Genomic DNA, 17,035 nt, shown 5'->3' on the forward strand with positions numbered 1-17,035 from the left:
TGCGAAACTGGATCCATGATCGAAGCACGTCGGCTGCACATCCTCCGTGCGCTGGCCGACCACCGCACGGTGACCGCCGCCGCCGCCGCGCTCTATCTCACGCCCTCGGCGGTCTCCCAGCAGCTGGCCGCGCTGGAACAGGAGACCGGCCACCGCCTCGTCGAGCGTGGTGCCCGCGGCGTCCGGCTGACCGCCGCGGGCGACATCCTCCTCGGCCACGCCAACGCCGTGCTGGCCCAGCTGGAGCGCGCCGAGGCGGAGCTGGCCGCGTACGACAAGGGCGAGGAGGGCACGGTGACGGTCGCGGCGTTCGCGACCGGCATCGGGCTGGTGCTCGCCCCGGCCCTGGCCGAACTCGCCGTTTCCGCGCCGGGCATCCGCGTCCGGGTCCAGGACGCGGAGGGCGACGCCAGCCTGCCGATGGTGCTGGACCGGCAGGTCGATGTGGCGGTGGCGGTGGAGTACCGGGGCGCGCCGGACGCCGACGACCCCCGGCTGACCCGCGTGCCGCTCTACGCCGAGCCGTTCGACGCGGTGCTGCCGCCCGGCCATCCGCTGGCCGGTGCGGCGGCGGTGCCGCTGGCCGGGCTCGCCAAGGACCCCTGGATCGGGCCCTATTCCGGCAATCCCTGCCATGACGTGGTCGTCCTGGCCTGCGAGTACGCCGGGTTCCGGCCGGATCTCCGGCACTCCTCGGACGACTTCCGGGCGGTGGTGGCGCTGGCGTCGGCGGGCGCGGGGGTGGCCCTGGTGCCGCGCTCGGCGCTGCGCGGGATGGATCTGGGGGGTGTGGTGGTGCGGCCGGTCGACGGGGTCGCGCCCACCCGCCGGGTGTTCGCCGCGGTCCGGCGGGGTGCGGAGGGCCATCCGCTGTTCCGTCCGGTACTGGCGGCGCTGCGGACGGCGGCGGCCGCGCAGGGCGGCTGACGGGGCGAGGCTCGTGTGCCGTGTGCCGGTGCCGAGTCGGCGGCGCGGCGCGGGCGGGCGGTGGTCAGCCGCCGGTCGTGCGCGGAGTGCGGCCGGTCCGCTTCCAGGCCGCCAGTTGGCGGGCCGTCCAGGTGTTGACGATCCGGCCGGCCGGGACGCCGCACTCCTCGGCGCGGGCGCAGCCGTAGATCTGCCAGTCCAGTTGGCCGGGCGCGTGCGCGTCGCTGTCGACGGCGAAGAGGGTGCCGGCGTCCAGGGCCTGCCGCAGCAGGCGGCGCGGCGGGTCGAGGCGGTCCGGGCGACAGTTGATCTCCACCGCGGTGTGGTGCTCGGCGCAGGCCGCGAAGACCTCCGCGGCGTCGAACGCCGACTCCGGGCGGCCCCGGCCGGTGACCACCCGCCCGGTGCAGTGGCCCAGGACGTCCACCAGCGGACTGCGGACCGCGGCCACCATCCGCCGGGTCATCGGCCCCTTGTCCATCCGCAGTTTCGAGTGGACGGAGGCGACCACCACATCGAGCTCCGCCAGCAGTTCCGGTTCCTGGTCGAGCGAGCCGTCGTCGAGGATGTCGCACTCGATCCCGGTCAGCAGCCGGAACGGCGCCAGGCGCGCGTTGACCTCCGCGACCACGTCCAGCTGCCTGCGCAGCCGCTCGGCGGTCAGTCCGCGGGCGACGGTGAGCCGGGGGGAGTGGTCGGTCAGCGCGCACCAGTCGTGGCCGATGTCGCGGGCGGCCCGGGCCATCGCCTCGACGGGGCTGCCGCCGTCCGACCAGTCCGAGTGCAGATGGCAGTCGCCGCGCAGGGCCCGCCGCAGCGCCTGCCCCCGCCCGCCGTCGACCAGCGGGCCGCCGGCCTCTTCCTCCAGATGTGCGAGATAGGCGGGCCGCTGCCCGGCCAGCGCCTCCTCGACGACCCGGGTCGTCTTGGGGCCGAGACCCTTGAGGCGCGCCAACGTGCCGTTCCCGGCCCGCGCGCGCAGCTCGTCCGCGGGCAGTTGACCGATCACCGACGCCGCGGTGCGGAACGCCTGCACGCGGTACGTCACCGCTCCCTGCCGCTCCAGCAGGAACGCGATCCGCTCCAGCGCCGCCACGGGATCCACACACCCACCGTGCACCGGGCCGGGGCCGGTTGCCACCGCGGCCGGCCCGGCGAAGGCCCGCTACCGCAGTTATGCGAATATGTCCGTTCTCTGGATGGTCGATCCGTTTCCCGTGGAATGCGGGGCGATAGTCGTGACGATTCCGGTCATGAACGTACGGGAAGTGGCGGGCAATCATGTTCGGTTAAAACCGGGGCAATGCCGCGGCTGTACTGCGGAAACATGAATCGGACTTCGGGGTGCCCGGGTGTGCCGGCCGGGTGTTGAGTTCGGGGGTCTCCAGGAAATCTGCACACCGAATGCGCAGCCGGCACACGCGGCGCGGTTTTGGGCCGGGAAGGCGCCCTGATGAGCGGCGACTTGCTTCCGGAATGTCCCATTCCGCGGGCGTCACAACGACGGATAGCCGAAAAGGAAACCGGGGGAGTTGTGAAGATGCTCGGACCAAGTCATGGACGCACGTACACGTCCGGTAATTTCCCGGTGCGGCCACGTCCGGATCTCGGCTCATCCGATTAGCAGGGCAACCACCCCGCATGCTTTGATCCATCGCACCGCGGTGGTCGCCGGGGTTTCCGGATATCCGGGGTCCCACTACCGTGGCCGCGGCCGGGTCCCCCACCGGACGGCCCGCCCGCTGTTTTTTCTTGATATTGATCCGAAGGGAAACATCATGAACAACGCCCAGGTTCAGACCCAGGAAATCTCCGACGCCGACCTGGACAACGTGTCCGGTGGCCTCGTGGGCGGTGTGCTGAGCACCGTCACCACCACCGTCGACTCGGTCGCCCCGGTCTCCCCCGCGCTCGGCAACGTCACCGGCGTGGCCGAGGGCGCCACCGGCCTCAACGTGCAGAGCACCGTGACCAACCTCACCAACGGTCTCTGATCCAGCGGACCCCGTGCCGCCGCGCGGCACAGCCACATAAGGTCGTGACGGTAGTCGGCGCCCCCTCCCTGCCGATCTGCCGTGCCGAGTGCCCCGGACAACCCGGTTCCGGCCGGGTCCCGGGGCACCCGGCTGTCCGCCGCCGGATCTCCGCACCGGCGGCGGACTCCGTCCGCCCGTACCGACCCCCGCAGTTGAGGGAGGAGTGCCGTGCAGTTCCGTCAACAGGCCCTGTCCAAGCTGCAATCGCCCGAGGAACTCGACCTTCCGGTGCGGTTCGCCCGCCCCCAGGGCTGGCTGGTGCTGACCGTCAGCGTCCTCGTGATGATCGCCGCGACCGTCTGGGCGATCACCGGCACCGTCTCCGCCACCCTCACCGCCCCCGGCATCCTCACCCACGGCCACGGCAGTTACGTCCTGCAGAGCCCGGTCGCCGGACAGGTGACCGCGGTCCTCGCCGAGGAGGGAAAGCAGGTCGCCACCGGCGCCCCCCTGGTGCGGATACGCACCGCACAGGGCACCACCACCGTCGTCCGTGCCCTGGCCGCCGGCCGGCTGACCGGCGTCGTCGCCACCATAGGCTCGGTCGTCACCACCGGCGTCGACCTCGCCTCCGTCGAGCGGACCACCGGCCCCCGCGACCCGCTGACCGCCACCCTCTACGTCCCGGCCGAGAGCGCCGCCACCCTCCCCGCCGGCGCCGCCGTCGACCTCACCGTCGCCTCCGCCCCCAGCCAGCGGTTCGGCGTACTGCGCGGCCGGGTCGCGGCCGTCGGCCGCGCCGCCCAGTCCCGCCAGCGGATCTCCGCGTTCCTGGGCAGCGCCCAGCTCGGCGAGCAGTTCTCCCGCACCGGCCAGCCGATCGCGGTCCTGGTCCGGCTCGACACCGCGCCCACCGCCTCCGGCTATGCCTGGTCCACCTCCGGCGGCCCGCCGTTCGCCCTCGCCTCGATGACCCAGGCCACCGCCGCCGTCCACCTGGCCGCGCAGCACCCGATCGATTGGCTGCTCTCGTGACCGCCCCCGACGCCTCCGCCGCGCCTCCGCAGCACCTCCCGCCCGCCGGGCGCCGCCGGCACCGCCCCGAGGGCCCCTCGCCCGCCCGCCGCCGCAGACCCTCGGCCGCCGCCCCCAAGGCGACGAAGGCCGTCCGTACCCCCACCGTGCTCCAGATGGAAGCCGTCGAGTGCGGCGCCGCCTCCCTGGCGATGGTCCTCGCCCACTACGGGCGGCACGTCCCGCTGGAGGAGCTGCGGATCGCCTGCGGCGTCTCCCGCGACGGCTCCCGGGCCAGCAACCTCCTCAAGGCCGCCCGCAGTTACGGCCTGCAGGCCAAGGGCATGCAGATGGAACCGGCCGCACTCGCCGAGGTCCAGGCGCCGGCCATCCTCTTCTGGGAGTTCAACCACTACGTCGTCTACGACGGCATGGGCCGCCGCCTCGGCCGCCGCGGCGTCCACCTCAACGACCCCGACAAGGGCCGCCGCTTCGTGCCCACGGAGGACTTCGACACCAGCTTCACCGGCGTCGTCCTGGTCTTCGAACCCACCGAGGAGTTCCGCCGGGGCGGCCGCAAACCCAGCGTGCTGCAGGCCCTGCCGGCCCGGCTCCGCGGCACCGCCGGCACCCTGCTGGCGGCGCTGCTCGCCAGCCTGCTGCTGGTCGGCGCCGGCGCCGCGCTGCCCGCGCTCAGCCGCACCTATATCGACATGTTCCTGATCGGCAACCAGACCTCGCTGCTGGGGCCGCTGTTCGCCGCGATGACCGCGATGGTGGTGCTCACCGCCGTCCTCACCGGACTCCAGCAGGCCAACCTGCTGCGCGGCCGGATCATCTCCTCCACGCTCGGCAGCGCCCGCTTCCTGCGCCACCTGTTGCGGCTGCCGGTCACCTTCTTCGCCCAGCGCGCGCCCGCCGACCTCGTCCAGCGTCTGCAGTCCAACGACGCGGTCGCCGAGACCCTCGCCCGCGACCTGGCCGCGGCCGCCGTCGACGGCGTCGTGGTCGTCCTCTACGCGGTGCTGCTGTGGACCTACGACCCCCAACTCACCGTCATCGGCGTGCTCATCGCGCTGCTCAACGTCGTCGCCATGCGGATCGTGGTGCGGCTGCGCGCCACCCACACCCAGAAGCTGCGCGCCGACACCGCCCGCCTCACCAACACCTCCTACACCGGCCTGCAGCTCATCGAGACGATGAAGGCCACCGGCGGCGAGAACGGCTACTTCCGCCGCTGGGCCGGGCAGCACGCCGCCACCCTGGAGGAACAGCAGCGGCTCGGCGTCCCCAGCGCCTGGCTGGCCGTCGTCGCCCCCACCCTCGCCACCCTCAACAGCGCCCTGATCCTGTGGATCGGCGGCCTGCGCGCCGTCGAGGGCCACATCTCCATCGGTCTGCTGGTCGCCTTCCAGGCCCTGGTGACCCGCTTCACCGCCCCGATCACCCGGCTCAACGGCGTCGCCGGCCGGATCCAGGACTTCGCCGCAGACGTCGCCCGCCTGAAGGACGTCGAGAACTTCCCCGCCGACGCCCACTACACCCGCCCGGACGCGGACGCCGGCACCCGCCGCCTCAAGGGCCATGTCACCCTCGACGACATCACCTTCGGCTACAGCCCGCTCGACGCCCCCCTGCTGACCGGCTTCTCACTCTCCGTCGGGCCCGGCCGGCAGGTCGCCCTGGTCGGCGGCTCGGGCAGCGGCAAGTCCACCGTCTCCCGGCTGATATCCGGCCTCTACACCCCCTGGGAAGGCACCATCCGGATCGACGGACAGCGCCTCGCGGACATCCCGCGCAGCGCCCTGGCCGCCTCGGTCTCCTTCGTCGACCAGGACGTCTTCCTCTTCGAGGGCACCGTCCGGGACAACGTCGCGCTGTGGGACCCCTCCATCCCCGACGACGCGGTGATCGCCGCCCTCCAGGACGCCGCCCTCTACGACGACGTCATCGCCCGCCGCCCCGACGGCATCCACAGCCGCGTCGAGCAGGACGGCCGCAACTTCTCCGGCGGCCAGCGGCAGCGCCTGGAGATCGCCCGGGCGCTGGTCCGGCGCCCCAGCATCCTCGTCCTCGACGAGGTCACCAGCGCCCTGGACGCCGGCACCGAGGCGGTCATCATGGACAACCTGCGGCGCCGCGGCTGCGCCTGCGTCATCATCGCCCACCGGCTGAGCACCGTCCGCGACAGCGACGAGATCGTGGTCCTCGACCACGGCGCGGTCGTCGAACGCGGCCGGCACGAGGAACTGGTCGCCGCCGGTGGCGTCTACGCCGAGCTGGTCAAGGAGCACTGACGTGGCATCCGCACACCCGTCCCCGGACGCCGGACCCGCCACGCCACCGGCCGCACCCGCCCTTCCGGCGACCGGCCCGGACGGCGCCGACGCGGTCACCCACGCCCTGGGCGGCCTCGGCACACCGGTCGACTGCGCCGGGCTGCGCACCGTCCCCCTCGAAGGCCCGCACGTCCTGTGGCTGGTCACCGGCGGCACCCTCGACCTGTTCGCGGTCGACGCCACCCAGGAGGGCCCCTGGCACTTCCTCGGGCGCCTCGAAGCCGGCACCCTGCTGCTCGGCCCCGTCCAGGGCCCCCAGCACACCCTCGTCGGCCGCCCGTCCCAGCACTGCGGACTGCGCCGGATCGCCCTGCGCGAACTGCCCCGCCCCGAGTACGCCGGCTACGGCGACCAGGGGACGCACCCCGACACCTACGACGCATACGGCTACGAGGGCACCCAGGGCGCTGCGGCGGCCGGCCCTCTGGAGCATGCCTTCGCGCTCGGTACCGCCCGCGGGCTGGGCGTGCTCTTCGAGGCGCCGCTGGACGGCCGGCCCACCGACGAGGCGGTCGCCGACGACGACGTCCTGTGGATGCCGGTGCCGCCCGGCAGCGTCCAGTACGGCGCCTCCTACGGCGCCGAGGCCGCCGCCGACCTGCTCGTCGACGCCGCGCTGTGGCAGCGGATGGTGAACCAGCAGTACCGGCTGCTGTCCGCCGTGGACCGCTGGATCGAGCAGCTGGAGCGCGCCCACGAGGACCGGGCCGCGGCCGGCATCAAGGCCGGCGAGGCCGTCCGGGAACGCGCCGACCAGGCGCTGCTGGCCTCCATCGGCAAGGACCCGGGCGCCGGCCGTACCGGCGCGGGCCGCGACCGGGCCGGCGACGACCTGACCTTCGCGGTCTGCCGGAAGGTCGCCGGGGCGGCCGGCATCCCGCTCACCGAACCTCCCAAGGGCGCCGCCGCCGGCGACCGGATCAGCCCCGTCGAACGGATCGCCCTGGCCTCCCGGATCCGCACCCGCGCGGTCCGCCTCGACGGCCGCTGGTGGCGCACCGACGCCGGGCCGCTGGTGGGCCACCGGGCCAAGTCCGGCGCCCCGGTGGCCCTGTTGTGGCGGCGCGGCCGCTACGAGGCGGTCAACCCGGCCTCCGGGCTGCGGATACGGATCGGCCAGGACAACGCGGCGGAGTTCGAGCCGCGCGCGGTGATGTTCTACCGGCCGCTGCCGGACCGCCGGCTCACACTGTGGCGGCTGATGCGCTTCAGCCTCCGCGGCAACCGCACCGACCTGCGCAACCTCGCCCTGAGCGGACTGGTGACGGTCGCCCTCGGCGCCCTCGTCCCGATCGCCACCGGCAAGGTCCTCGGCGTCTACGTCCCGGCCGCCGCCCGCGGCCCGATCGTCCAGGTCGCGCTCGCCGTCATCATCGCCGGCGTCGTCGCGGCCGCCTTCACCCTGCTGCAGAACCTCACCGTGCTGCGCATCGAGGGCCGGATCGAGAGCGTCCTCCAGCCGGCCGTCTGGGACCGGCTGCTCCGTCTGCCCACCAAGTTCTTCGCGGCCCGCTCCACCGGCGAACTGGCCAGTGCCGCCATGGGCATCAGCGCCATCCGTCGGGTGCTGGCCGGCGTCGGGCCGGTCGCCGTCCAGGCCGGCACGGTCGGGGCGGTCAACCTCGTGCTGCTGCTGGTCTACAGCGTCCCGCTGGCGCTCGCCGCGTGCGCCATGCTGCTCGTCATCGGCGCGGTCTTCCTCGTCCTGGGACTGTGGGAACTGCGCTGGCAGCGCCGGCTGGTGACGCTCGGCAACAAGCTCAACAACCAGGCGTTCCAGACCCTGCGCGGGCTGCCCAAACTGCGGGTCGCGGCGGCGGAGTCCTTCGCCTACGCGGCCTGGGCCCGGGAGTTCGCCCGTTCCCGGGAACTCCAGCAGAAGGCCGGCCGGATCAAGAACATCACCACCGTCCTCAACGCCGTCTACCTGCCGCTGTGCTCCCTCGCGCTGTTCGTGCTGCTGGCCGGGCCGGCCCGCGGCACCCTGTCCGCCGGTGCCTTCCTGACCTTCAACACCTCGGTGACCATGCTGCTCACCTCGGTCACCCAGCTCACCGGCGCCTTTGTCTCGGCCGCCGCGGCCCTGCCGATGTTCGAACAGATCCGGCCGGTCCTGGACGAGGCCCCCGAGGTCCGCGGCGGCAGCTCCCAGCCCGGGGTGCTCTCCGGCGCCATCGAGGCCCGCAAGCTCTCCTTCCGCTACAGCGAGGACGGCCCGCTCGTCCTCGACGACGTCTCCCTCCAGGTGCGGCCCGGCGAGTTCGTGGCGATCGTCGGCCCCAGCGGCTGCGGCAAGTCGACCCTGCTGCGGCTGCTCATCGGCTTCGACCGGCCGTCCGCCGGCAGCGTCCTCTACGACGGCCAGGACCTCGGCGCGCTCGACCAGGCGGCGGTGCGCCGGCAGTGCGGGGTGGTCCTGCAGAACGCCCAGCCGCTCACCGGCTCGATCCTGGACTGCATCTGCGGCGCCGAGGTGTTCACCCAGGAGGAGGTCTGGGCGGCGGCCGGGATGGCCGGCCTGGCCGAGGACATCAAGCGGATGCCGATGGGCCTGCACACCATGATCGCCGGTGGCGGTGCCATCTCCGGCGGCCAGCGGCAGCGCCTGATGATCGCCCAGGCGCTGGTCCGCCGCCCGCGCATCCTCTTCTTCGACGAGGCCACCAGCGCGCTGGACAACGAGACCCAGCGGATCGTCATCGACAGCACCCGCGCGCTCAGCGCCAGCCGGGTGGTCATCGCGCACCGCCTCTCCACGGTGCTCGACGCCGACCGGGTCCTCGTCATGGCGGACGGCCGGATCGTCGAGGAGGGCGCCCCGGCCGATCTCCTCGCCGACACCGGCGGCCGGCTGCACGACCTGGTACGCCGTCAGATGGCCTGACGCACAGCCGCCGCTGGCCGCCGGACCGGCCATTCCCCGTATCCCCCCGATCCGCCGCATATCGTGCCAAGCACTGCACAGCGGTCGATGGAGGACGAGATGCCCAAGGTCCAGCAGCTGTTCGACGCCCTGCCCCCGGACCGGCGCCGGCGGCTGACCGACATTGCCCACGAGGTGTCGCTGCCCCGCGCCACCCGCCTCTTCGAGGAGGGCCACCGGGCCGACCGCTTCTGGATCATCAGCACCGGCCGGGTCGCCCTCGACCAGCACGTCCCCGGCCGCCGGGCCGCCGTCGTGGAAATCCTCGGCCGGGACGAACTCCTCGGCTGGTCCTGGTTGTTCCCGCCCTACCTCTGGCACCTCGGCGCGGAGACCGTCGGTCCCGTCGAGGCCCTGCAGTTCGACGCCACCCTGGTCCGCGCCCTGTGCGAGGACGACCCCGTCCTGGGCCGCGCCGTCTACCGCTACGTAGCCGAGACCGTCGCCGAACGCCTCCACGGCACCCGCACCCGGCTCCTCGACCTCTACGGGCCCCAGGGCAGCGCCGCCGGACCGTGACCCGCGGGACGACCTGGGACGACCTGTGCGTTCCCGGGAACCGGAAGCGGCTCACCCCCGACTACCTGTGCCGGGTCACGAGGGTGGCCCGCGGCCGGAGACCGGCCGGAGCGTCACAGTGGTAGGGGAGAAGACCCATGCGCCCAGGAAAGTGGTGCGGACTCGCGATGGTCGTCGCGCTGACCGCCACGGCGTGCGGCGGAGGCGGCGGCGAACGCGGCACGGCGGCGGACGGCCCACCGGGCCGCGACGGCTTCCCCGTGAAGGTCGCCGACTGCAAGGGCGCCGAGACCACCTTCACCGCCCCGCCCGGCAAGATCGTCACCAGCAACGCCACCGCCCTGGAGATGCTGCTGCGGCTGGGCGCCGGCGACCGCGTCATCGGCACCGGATTCCCGCCCGGCAAGGGCACGCTGCCGGGCGACCTCGGCGTCCGGGCCGCCAAGGTGCCCGTCCTCGGGAAGGGCATCATCCCCAAGGAGAAGCTGCTGGGGTCGGGCGCCGACCTCTACATCGATACCTTCGCCTCCATGGGCGCCATGGGCGGGGCCGGCGACACCCCCACCGAGGAGGAGTTCGCGGCCGCCGGCATCCGCCACATCTACCTCGCCTCCACGGCCTGCGCCGCCATGGCCAAGGGGCCGCAGCGCGACCTGTCCGGCGTCGAGGGCGACCTCACCCGGCTGGGCGCCGTCACCGGCACCGCCCCGCGGGCCCGCGCCCTCGTGGCCGGCATGCGGGCCAAGGTCGACACCGTCCACAAGGCCCTGGCGGACGTCCCCGAGGCGCAGCGGCCCCGCTACTTCTTCTTCGACTTCGACGCCGGCACCAAGCAGCCGATGGCCCTCTGCGGCAAGCAGGTCGGCAACGCCGTGCTCACCCAGGCCGGCGCCCGCAACGTCTTCGGCGACTGCGACGGCGACTTCAAGCCGGTCTCCTGGGAGGACGTGGTCGCCAAGAACCCCGACTGGATCCAGCTGGGCGTCCGCGACCGCGGCGACGCGGCCGCCAACGCCGCGGCGTACGACCAGGCCGCCCAGTTCCTGAAGACGTTCCCCGCCACCAAGGACCTGCCCGCCGTCCGCGCCGGCCGGTTCCTGCGGATCGGCTCGGAGCGCACCACCCTCCCCGGCACCCGCACCGCGGACACCGTCGAGGAGATCGCGCACACCCTGTACCCGGCGCGGTTCAAGGCGGCGCGCTAGTGGGGGAGCGGACACACCTGGCGCGCACCGGACCGCTCGCCCTCCTGCTCGCCGTCGCACTGCTGGCGGCGCTGACCGCCGCGGTGTCCCTGGGCGCCACCGACCTCGCCCCCGGACACGTCTGGTCCGTCGTCCTGGACCGGCTCCGGGGTGCCCCGCCCCGGCCCGGCACCGACGAGCTGATCGTCTGGCAACTCCGCGTGCCCAGGGCCCTGTTGGCGGCCCTCGTCGGCGCCGGACTCGGCCTGGTCGGCACCGCCACCCAGGCCCTGGTCCGCAACCCGCTCGCCGACCCGTACCTGCTGGGCATCTCCAACGGCGCCTCGCTCGGCGCGGTCGCCGCCATCGTGCTGGGCGCGGGCGCCGGCGGGGCACTGGGCCTCGGCCTGTCGGCGGCCGCCTTCGCCGGCGCGCTCGCCGCGTTCGCCCTGGTGTGGCTGATGGCGCGCCGGGGCGGCGGCTTCTCGCCGCTGCGGCTGGTGCTGGCCGGGGTGGGTATCGGCCAGTTCCTGTCCGGTTTCACCAGCTACCTCGTCCTCCAGGCCGGCGACGAACAGCAGACCCGCGGGGTGCTGTTCTGGCTCATGGGCAGCCTGAGCGGGGCCACCTGGGGCGCGCTGTGGCTGCCGGCCCTCGCCGTCGGAGCCGGGCTGCTGGTGCTCCAGGCCCGCGCCCGCGCGATGAACGCGCTGCTCATGGGCGACGAGACGGCGGCCGGCCTCGGCGTGGACGTGACCCGGCTTCGGCGCGAACTCTTCGTCGTGACGAGCCTGTTGACCGGCACCCTCGTCGCGGTCTCCGGCGCCATCGCCTTCGTCGGCCTGATGGTGCCGCACCTGTGCCGGCTGGTCCTCGGCGGCGACCACCGCCGCCTGCTGCCGCTGGCCGCCCTCACCGGGGCGCTGCTGCTGGTGGTCGTCGACGTCGTGTGCCGCACCGCCATGGACGGCCAGGAACTCCCCGTGGGGGTGGTCACGGCCATGATCGGCGCCCCGGCCCTGCTGCTCGTCCTGGACCGGCGACTGGGGGCGGAGCGATGAGGATCGACATCGAGGAGCTGCGGGTCAGCTACGACGGACGGGACGTGGTCGCCGGCGTCCACCTCATGGCGGCGCCCGGGGAGATCGTCGGGCTGGTCGGCCCCAACGGCAGCGGCAAGTCCACCGTCCTGCGGACCGTCTACCGCCATCTGCGGCCCACCGCGGGCCGGGTCCTGCTCGCCGGGACCGATGTACGCACCCTGTCCCTCGGGCGGACCGCCCGCCATATCGCCGCCCTGCCGCAGGAACGCGCCGCCGACTTCGAGCTGACGGTGCACGAGGTGGTGGCGATGGGCCGGACGCCCTACAAGCGGGCGTTCGCCGGCGAGGACCGCACCGACCGGGCGACGGTGGCCGACGCGCTCGCCGCCGTCGGCATGTCAGGACAGGGCACCCGCCGGTTCTCCGCCCTCTCCGGCGGCGAGCGCCAACGCGTCCTGCTCGCCCGGGCGTTCGCCCAGGAACCGGACGTCCTGGTGCTCGACGAGCCCACCAACCACCTCGACGTCCGCCACCAGGTCGAGCTGCTCGCCCTGCTCCGTGACCGGGCCCGGACCACCCTGATCTCGCTGCACGACCTGAACGCCGCGGCTTCGCTCTGCGACCGGCTGCACGTCCTGCATGCCGGCCGCCTGGTGGCCTCCGGCCCGCCCCGCACGGTGCTGACCCCGGAGCTGCTGGCGGAGGTCTTCGGCGTCCGGGCCGCGGTGACCGAACACCCGCTGACCGGCGACCCGTTGATCGCCTTCGACCACCGCCGGACGCACCCCTGAGGGCCCGGTGGTGCGGGCTGCCGGCCCGCACCACCGGGCCTTCGGGCTCAGCCCGCCGCCGGGTCCGCGGCCACCGCGAAGTGGCTCGGCCGCCCCCCGCGCACGACCAGCCGCCCCAGCCGCTCGGCCTCCGCCCGCCGCAGCAACTCCCGGCGCCCGTCCGGGTGTTCCAGAACGCACCCGTGCCAGGGCGTCAGCCACACGTCCGGCGCGTCCAGCAGCCGGATGCCGAACTTGGCCGAACCCCGCGGCTGCGGATGGATGGACAGCCGTACCGCGCCCGGGTGGTACTCCGCGATCAGCTCCCCCCAGGCCCGGCTCCGTCGGATCACGCCGTAGGCCCGGGCCCGGCACTCGCGCTGGAGCGCCGAACGGGTGCCGGGGTAGCGCGCGAGGTCGGTGTCCTCGAAGAGGAAACGGGTGATCCCCTGGTACAGCCGCCGCGCGGTCTCCTCGGCGCGGGTCTCGGCCCGCAGCGCCTCCAGCGTGGGCGCGTGCTCCGCCTCGATCCTGGCCCGCTTCTCCTCGTACGGCAGGTCCCCGTACGCCGCGCGCAGGTCGAAGACGCTCAGCCGGTCCGTCAGCCCCTCGTCCCGGATCAGTGCCCGCAGTCCGTCCCCGTACGCGTCGACGGCGGCATCCGGCACCCGGATGAGGTCGCTGAAGACGTGCCCGTCCGAGCAGATCACCATCCGTGCCCCCGGCGGATACACCGCCGCGATACGGGCACACAGCCCGTCCAGGAAGCGCAGCGCCAGCCGCTCGCCCTCATCGGGGAGCGGGCCCAGCACCTTCGCGGGATGGGGGGACTTGCAGGGAAAACCCGGCAGGGTGAACGGGATCGGTCGGCCCGCCGCGACCCAGGGGGCCAACTGCCGCAGCTGGAGCGGGAAGGCGTCCGGGGCGTCCCCGTGCGGGTCGTCCAGGGTGCGCCGGTAGGGGAGGAGGACGCGGAGGATGTCCTCGCAGGTGGCGCGGGTGGTCGAGCGGGTGGGGCCGGCCTGGGGGCGGGGAGCGGTGGCGGGTCGGGTCAGCATGCCGTGTCCGGTGTGCTCGGTGCGTGTGTGCTCGGCGCGTGGGCGCCGGATATCGGGCAGCCGCGGGGCGCGGGGCCGGGGGACTCCGGGCCGAACGCCACCGGGAGCCGGTCCACCCCACGGGCCAACACCGCGGGAATCCACGGCAGTTCGTCCTCCGGGACGGCCAGGCGGAGGCCGGGCAGCCGCCGCAGCAGCGTGCCCAGCGCGATCTGCAGTTCGGCGCGGGCCAGCGCGGCGCCGGGGCAGAAGTGGATGCCCTGGCCGAAGGCGAGATGCGGGTTGGGCGAGCGGTCGAAGTCGAGGGTGTCGGCGTCGGCGAACCGCCGGGGGTCGCGGTTGGCCGCGCACAGTGAGACGATCACCGAGTCGCCGGCCGGGATCCGCGTCCCGTGCAGCTCACTGTCCTCGGCGAAGAACCGCCAGGTCGTCAGCTCGAACGCGGCGTCGTGGCGCAGCAGTTCCTCGACGGCGCGCGGCAGCAGCTCGGGGCGGGCGGCGAGCGCGGCGAGGTGGTCGGGATGGCGCAGCAGGGTGACCAGCGCCGTGGTGATCTGGTTGGTCACCGGCTCCTGCCCCGCGACCAGCAACTGGAAGAGCATCGAGTCCAGTTCCTCCGGGGTCAGCTCCCCGGCGTCGCGAGCGGCCACCAGCCGGGAGAGCAGATCCCCGCCCGCCGCGCGCCGCTTGTGGACGACGAGATCGGCGATGTACTGCTGCAGGCCGCGCAGCCGCGCCTCGTACGCCGGGCGCCCCGGGTCCGTGGGGCCGACCGGCTGCACCACCTTCCCCCAGTCGCGGTCGAAGCGCGCGGCGAACTCCGCCGGCAGGCCGATCACTTCGGCCAGCACCTGGAACGGGAAGTGGGCCGCGAACTCTGCCACCAGGTCGGCCCGGCCGTCGCCGGCGAACCGGTCCAGCAGGGCGTCGGCCATCTCCTGGAAGCGGGGGCGCAGCGCCTCGACCCGCTGCGGGGCGAAGGCATCGGTGATCATGCGCCGCATCGCGGTGTGCCGGGGCGGGTCCTGGTGGAGCAGATGCACCTGCAACTGGGAGTGCTGCGGCTCCGGCATGATCGAGGCGCGCGCCCGCCAGGCCGCGTTGCCACGCGAGTGGTGTTTGCCCAGCCGCGGATCGGTCAGCGCCTGCTGTGCCGCGTCGTACCCGGTGACGAGCCAGGCGCACACCCCACTGGGGAAGCGGACGCGGTGAACGGGCCCGCGGGCCCGCAGCTCGGCGTAGAGGGGATAGGGGTCGCGTTTGTAGTCGGCGCCGTACAGCTCTATGGGGGGCGGTGGGTCGGTGGGGTTCATGGCGTTCGAGAGGTCCATGGGGTCTCCTTCATGAGGGGGGTGTGGGGTGTGGATCACGGCGGGCTCTGCCGTATGCGCCTCACACGGTGATCTCCGGCCGGTACCGGTCGAGCCACAGGGCGAGGTCCACCACCCGCTCCAGCCGCAGCCGGTGGCCCCACTCCAGCCGCTCCGGTTCCGTCTTCAGGACGGCGGAGACGATCCGTTCGTCGACGAGGTCGCGCACCCGTCCGCCGTCCGCGGCCAGCGCCTCGTGCGCCAGCCGCTGCAGCCCGCGGTTGTAGTCGGGGTGGTGGGTGGCCGGATAGTGGTTCTTGGCCCGCCACAGCACCGACGGCGGGGCGAGCCCGGCGCCCGCGGCGCGCAGCAGGCTCTTCTCCCGGCCGTCGTGCGTCTGTAGCGCCCAGGGCGCGTTGAAGGCGTACTCCACCAGGCGGTGGTCGCAGTACGGCACCCGCACTTCGAGGCCCTGCGCCATGCTGAGCCGGTCCTTGCGGTGCAGCAGCTGGCGCAGCCAGCGGGTCAGCGACAGATGCTGCAACTCGCGCTGCCGGCGCCGCTCGGCGCTCTCGCCGTCGAGGCGCGGTACGGCGGCCAGCGCGGCCCGATACGTGTCGCGCTGGAACTCCCCGATGCGCAGCGCCGCGGCCAGATCGGGGTGCAGCGGCATGGCCGCCTCGTCGCTGGTGACCAGCAGCCACGGGAACGTCGACGCGGCCCGCGCCGCGGGGCTGTGGAACCACGGGTAGCCGCCGAACACCTCGTCCGCCGCCTCGCCCGACACCGCCACCGTCGAGTGCTCCGCGATCCGGCCGAACAGCAGATAGAGCGAGGTGTCCATGTCGCCGACGCCGATCGGCGAGTCGCGGGCGGCGACCACGGCCGCGCGGTGCACGGGATCCAGGAGCGTCTGCGGATCCAGGACGACGGTGTCGTGCTCGGTGCCGATGAACGCGCCCGCCTCGACCGCGTACGGCGCGTCGTGCCCGGTGCGCAGCACATCGCCGGTGAAGCGTTCCGCCTGGTCGCTGTAGTCGACGGCGTACGAGCGCAGCCGCGCCGCGGGCCCTTCGCGGAGCCGGAGTTCGTCCGCGAGCAGCGCTGTGACGACGGTCGAGTCCAGCCCGCCGGAGAGCAGGCTGCACCGCGGCACGTCGGCCTCCAGCTGGGACCGGACGGCGTGCTCCAGGCGGCGGCGGACGCCGGCGGTGGTGGCGGCGAGGTCGGCGTCGTCGTGCGGACGCGCGGTCAGCTGCCAGTAGAGCCGCTCGGTCAGCCCGTCGCGGTCGAAGGCCAGCAGCCCGCCGGGCGGCACCTCGCGGACGCCCGCCCACAGCGTCGTCCCCGTCCCGAAGACCAGGCCGTACGCCTCCCGCAGCCCCTGCGCGTCCACCCGGGGTGCGCAGTCGGGGTGGGCGAAGAGGGACTTGGGCTCGGAGCCGAAGAGCAGTCCGCCGTCCGGCGTCCGGGCGTAGTACAGCGGTTTGACGCCCATCCGGTCGCGCACCAGCAGCAGCCGCCGGGCCCGGGCGTCCCACACCGCGAACGCGTACATGCCCTCCAGCCGTGCGGCGAGCCCGGCGCCCCACTCCTGGTAGCCGCGCAGCACCACCTCGGTGTCGCTGCGGGTGGTGAACTCCCACCCCAGGCCGCGGAGTTCGGCGCGCAGCTCGTGGTGGTTGTAGACCTCGCCGCTGTAGCTGAGGACGACGTCGGCGCCGGCACTGGCACCGGCCCCGGCCGTCATGGGCTGTGCGCCGCCCTCGATGTCCAGTACGGCGAGTCGCCGGTGGCCGATCGCGGCGTGTGGCCCGCGCCAGACACCCGAGCCGTCGGGGCCGCGCGGGGCGAGGGCCGCGGTCATCCGCTCGATGACCCGGGGGCGGTGACCGGGATCCTCGCCGAACGAGATCCAGCCGGTGATGCCGCACATGGGACTGCCTTTCTGGGGGTGGTGGGGGTGGGGGCA

At 73.9% G+C, this 17,035-nt stretch carries 13 protein-coding genes; 9 read left to right on the forward strand and 4 right to left on the reverse strand.

What is annotated here, in order from left to right:
* Positions 1-15: 15 nt before the first annotated feature.
* Complete coding sequence (locus ACRAS8_RS31065) at positions 16-927, forward strand: LysR family transcriptional regulator (protein ID WP_438489299.1); 912 nt, start codon at positions 16-18, stop codon at positions 925-927.
* Between the two features lie 64 nt (positions 928-991).
* On the opposite strand, the gene ACRAS8_RS31070 is transcribed toward ACRAS8_RS31065, so the two are convergent.
* A complete protein-coding gene (locus tag ACRAS8_RS31070; protein WP_438489300.1) occupies positions 992-2,032 on the reverse strand; it encodes a PHP domain-containing protein in 1,041 nt (346 codons plus the stop codon).
* Positions 2,033-2,705: 673 nt separating this feature from the next.
* On the opposite strand from ACRAS8_RS31070, the gene ACRAS8_RS31075 reads away from it, so the two are divergent.
* From ACRAS8_RS31075 to ACRAS8_RS31110, 8 genes are all read left to right on the forward strand, one after another.
* Positions 2,706-2,921, forward strand: a complete 216-nt coding sequence (locus ACRAS8_RS31075) for a type A2 lanthipeptide (RefSeq protein WP_438489301.1) — start codon at positions 2,706-2,708, stop codon at positions 2,919-2,921.
* Between the two features lie 210 nt (positions 2,922-3,131).
* Positions 3,132-3,938 (forward strand): HlyD family efflux transporter periplasmic adaptor subunit, encoded by an 807-nt coding sequence (locus ACRAS8_RS31080; protein ID WP_438489302.1) that lies wholly within the window; start codon positions 3,132-3,134, stop codon positions 3,936-3,938.
* Positions 3,935-6,214: an NHLP family bacteriocin export ABC transporter peptidase/permease/ATPase subunit gene (locus ACRAS8_RS31085; protein WP_438489303.1), complete on the forward strand. Its 2,280-nt coding sequence runs from the start codon at positions 3,935-3,937 to the stop codon at positions 6,212-6,214. The genes ACRAS8_RS31080 and ACRAS8_RS31085 overlap by 4 nt, the downstream gene beginning before the upstream one ends.
* A gap of 1 nt (position 6,215) precedes the next feature.
* A complete protein-coding gene (locus ACRAS8_RS31090) occupies positions 6,216-9,140 on the forward strand; it encodes an NHLP bacteriocin export ABC transporter permease/ATPase subunit (protein ID WP_438489304.1) in 2,925 nt (974 codons plus the stop codon).
* Between the two features lie 99 nt (positions 9,141-9,239).
* A complete protein-coding gene (locus ACRAS8_RS31095) occupies positions 9,240-9,698 on the forward strand; it encodes a cyclic nucleotide-binding domain-containing protein (RefSeq protein WP_438489305.1) in 459 nt (152 codons plus the stop codon).
* A 137-nt stretch (positions 9,699-9,835) separates the two neighbouring features.
* A complete protein-coding gene (locus ACRAS8_RS31100; protein ID WP_438489306.1) occupies positions 9,836-10,903 on the forward strand; it encodes an ABC transporter substrate-binding protein in 1,068 nt (355 codons plus the stop codon).
* Positions 10,903-11,943, forward strand: coding sequence for a FecCD family ABC transporter permease (locus ACRAS8_RS31105; protein WP_438489307.1), 1,041 nt, complete (start codon positions 10,903-10,905; stop codon positions 11,941-11,943). The genes ACRAS8_RS31100 and ACRAS8_RS31105 overlap by 1 nt, the downstream gene beginning before the upstream one ends.
* Positions 11,940-12,716 carry an ABC transporter ATP-binding protein gene (locus ACRAS8_RS31110; RefSeq protein ID WP_438489308.1) on the forward strand — a complete coding sequence of 259 codons (777 nt, stop codon included), beginning with the start codon at positions 11,940-11,942 and terminating at the stop codon, positions 12,714-12,716. Before ACRAS8_RS31105 ends, ACRAS8_RS31110 begins: the two co-directional genes overlap by 4 nt.
* A gap of 47 nt (positions 12,717-12,763) precedes the next feature.
* Here ACRAS8_RS31110 and ACRAS8_RS31115 read toward each other — a convergent pair whose 3' ends face one another.
* The 3 genes from ACRAS8_RS31115 to asnB all read right to left on the reverse strand — a co-directional run bounded on the left by ACRAS8_RS31115 (position 12,764) and on the right by asnB (position 16,999).
* Positions 12,764-13,753 (reverse strand): L-tyrosine/L-tryptophan isonitrile synthase family protein, encoded by a 990-nt coding sequence (locus tag ACRAS8_RS31115; protein WP_438489309.1) that lies wholly within the window; start codon positions 13,751-13,753, stop codon positions 12,764-12,766.
* A complete protein-coding gene (locus ACRAS8_RS31120) occupies positions 13,747-15,084 on the reverse strand; it encodes a cytochrome P450 family protein (protein ID WP_438489310.1) in 1,338 nt (445 codons plus the stop codon). The genes ACRAS8_RS31115 and ACRAS8_RS31120 overlap by 7 nt, the downstream gene beginning before the upstream one ends.
* Before the next feature lie 61 nt (positions 15,085-15,145).
* Positions 15,146-16,999, reverse strand: a complete 1,854-nt coding sequence (gene asnB / locus ACRAS8_RS31125; protein ID WP_438489311.1) for an asparagine synthase (glutamine-hydrolyzing) — start codon at positions 16,997-16,999, stop codon at positions 15,146-15,148.
* Between the last annotated feature and the right edge of the window lie 36 nt (positions 17,000-17,035).

The organism is Streptomyces sp. S186, from assembly GCF_051603415.1.
Classification (GTDB): Bacteria; Actinomycetota; Actinomycetes; order Streptomycetales; family Streptomycetaceae; genus Streptomyces.

Coding starts and splice junctions, on each gene's coding strand:
- ACRAS8_RS31065 (WP_438489299.1), top strand. CDS start 16: ATGATCGAAGCACGTCGGCTGCACATCCTCCGTGCGCTGGCCGACCAC.
- ACRAS8_RS31075 (WP_438489301.1), top strand. CDS start 2,706: ATGAACAACGCCCAGGTTCAGACCCAGGAAATCTCCGACGCCGACCTG.
- ACRAS8_RS31095 (WP_438489305.1), top strand. CDS start 9,240: ATGCCCAAGGTCCAGCAGCTGTTCGACGCCCTGCCCCCGGACCGGCGC.
- ACRAS8_RS31100 (WP_438489306.1), top strand. CDS start 9,836: ATGCGCCCAGGAAAGTGGTGCGGACTCGCGATGGTCGTCGCGCTGACC.
- ACRAS8_RS31110 (WP_438489308.1), top strand. CDS start 11,940: ATGAGGATCGACATCGAGGAGCTGCGGGTCAGCTACGACGGACGGGAC.
- ACRAS8_RS31115 (WP_438489309.1), bottom strand. CDS start 13,753: ATGCTGACCCGACCCGCCACCGCTCCCCGCCCCCAGGCCGGCCCCACC.
- ACRAS8_RS31120 (WP_438489310.1), bottom strand. CDS start 15,084: ATGGACCTCTCGAACGCCATGAACCCCACCGACCCACCGCCCCCCATA.
- asnB (WP_438489311.1), bottom strand. CDS start 16,999: ATGTGCGGCATCACCGGCTGGATCTCGTTCGGCGAGGATCCCGGTCAC.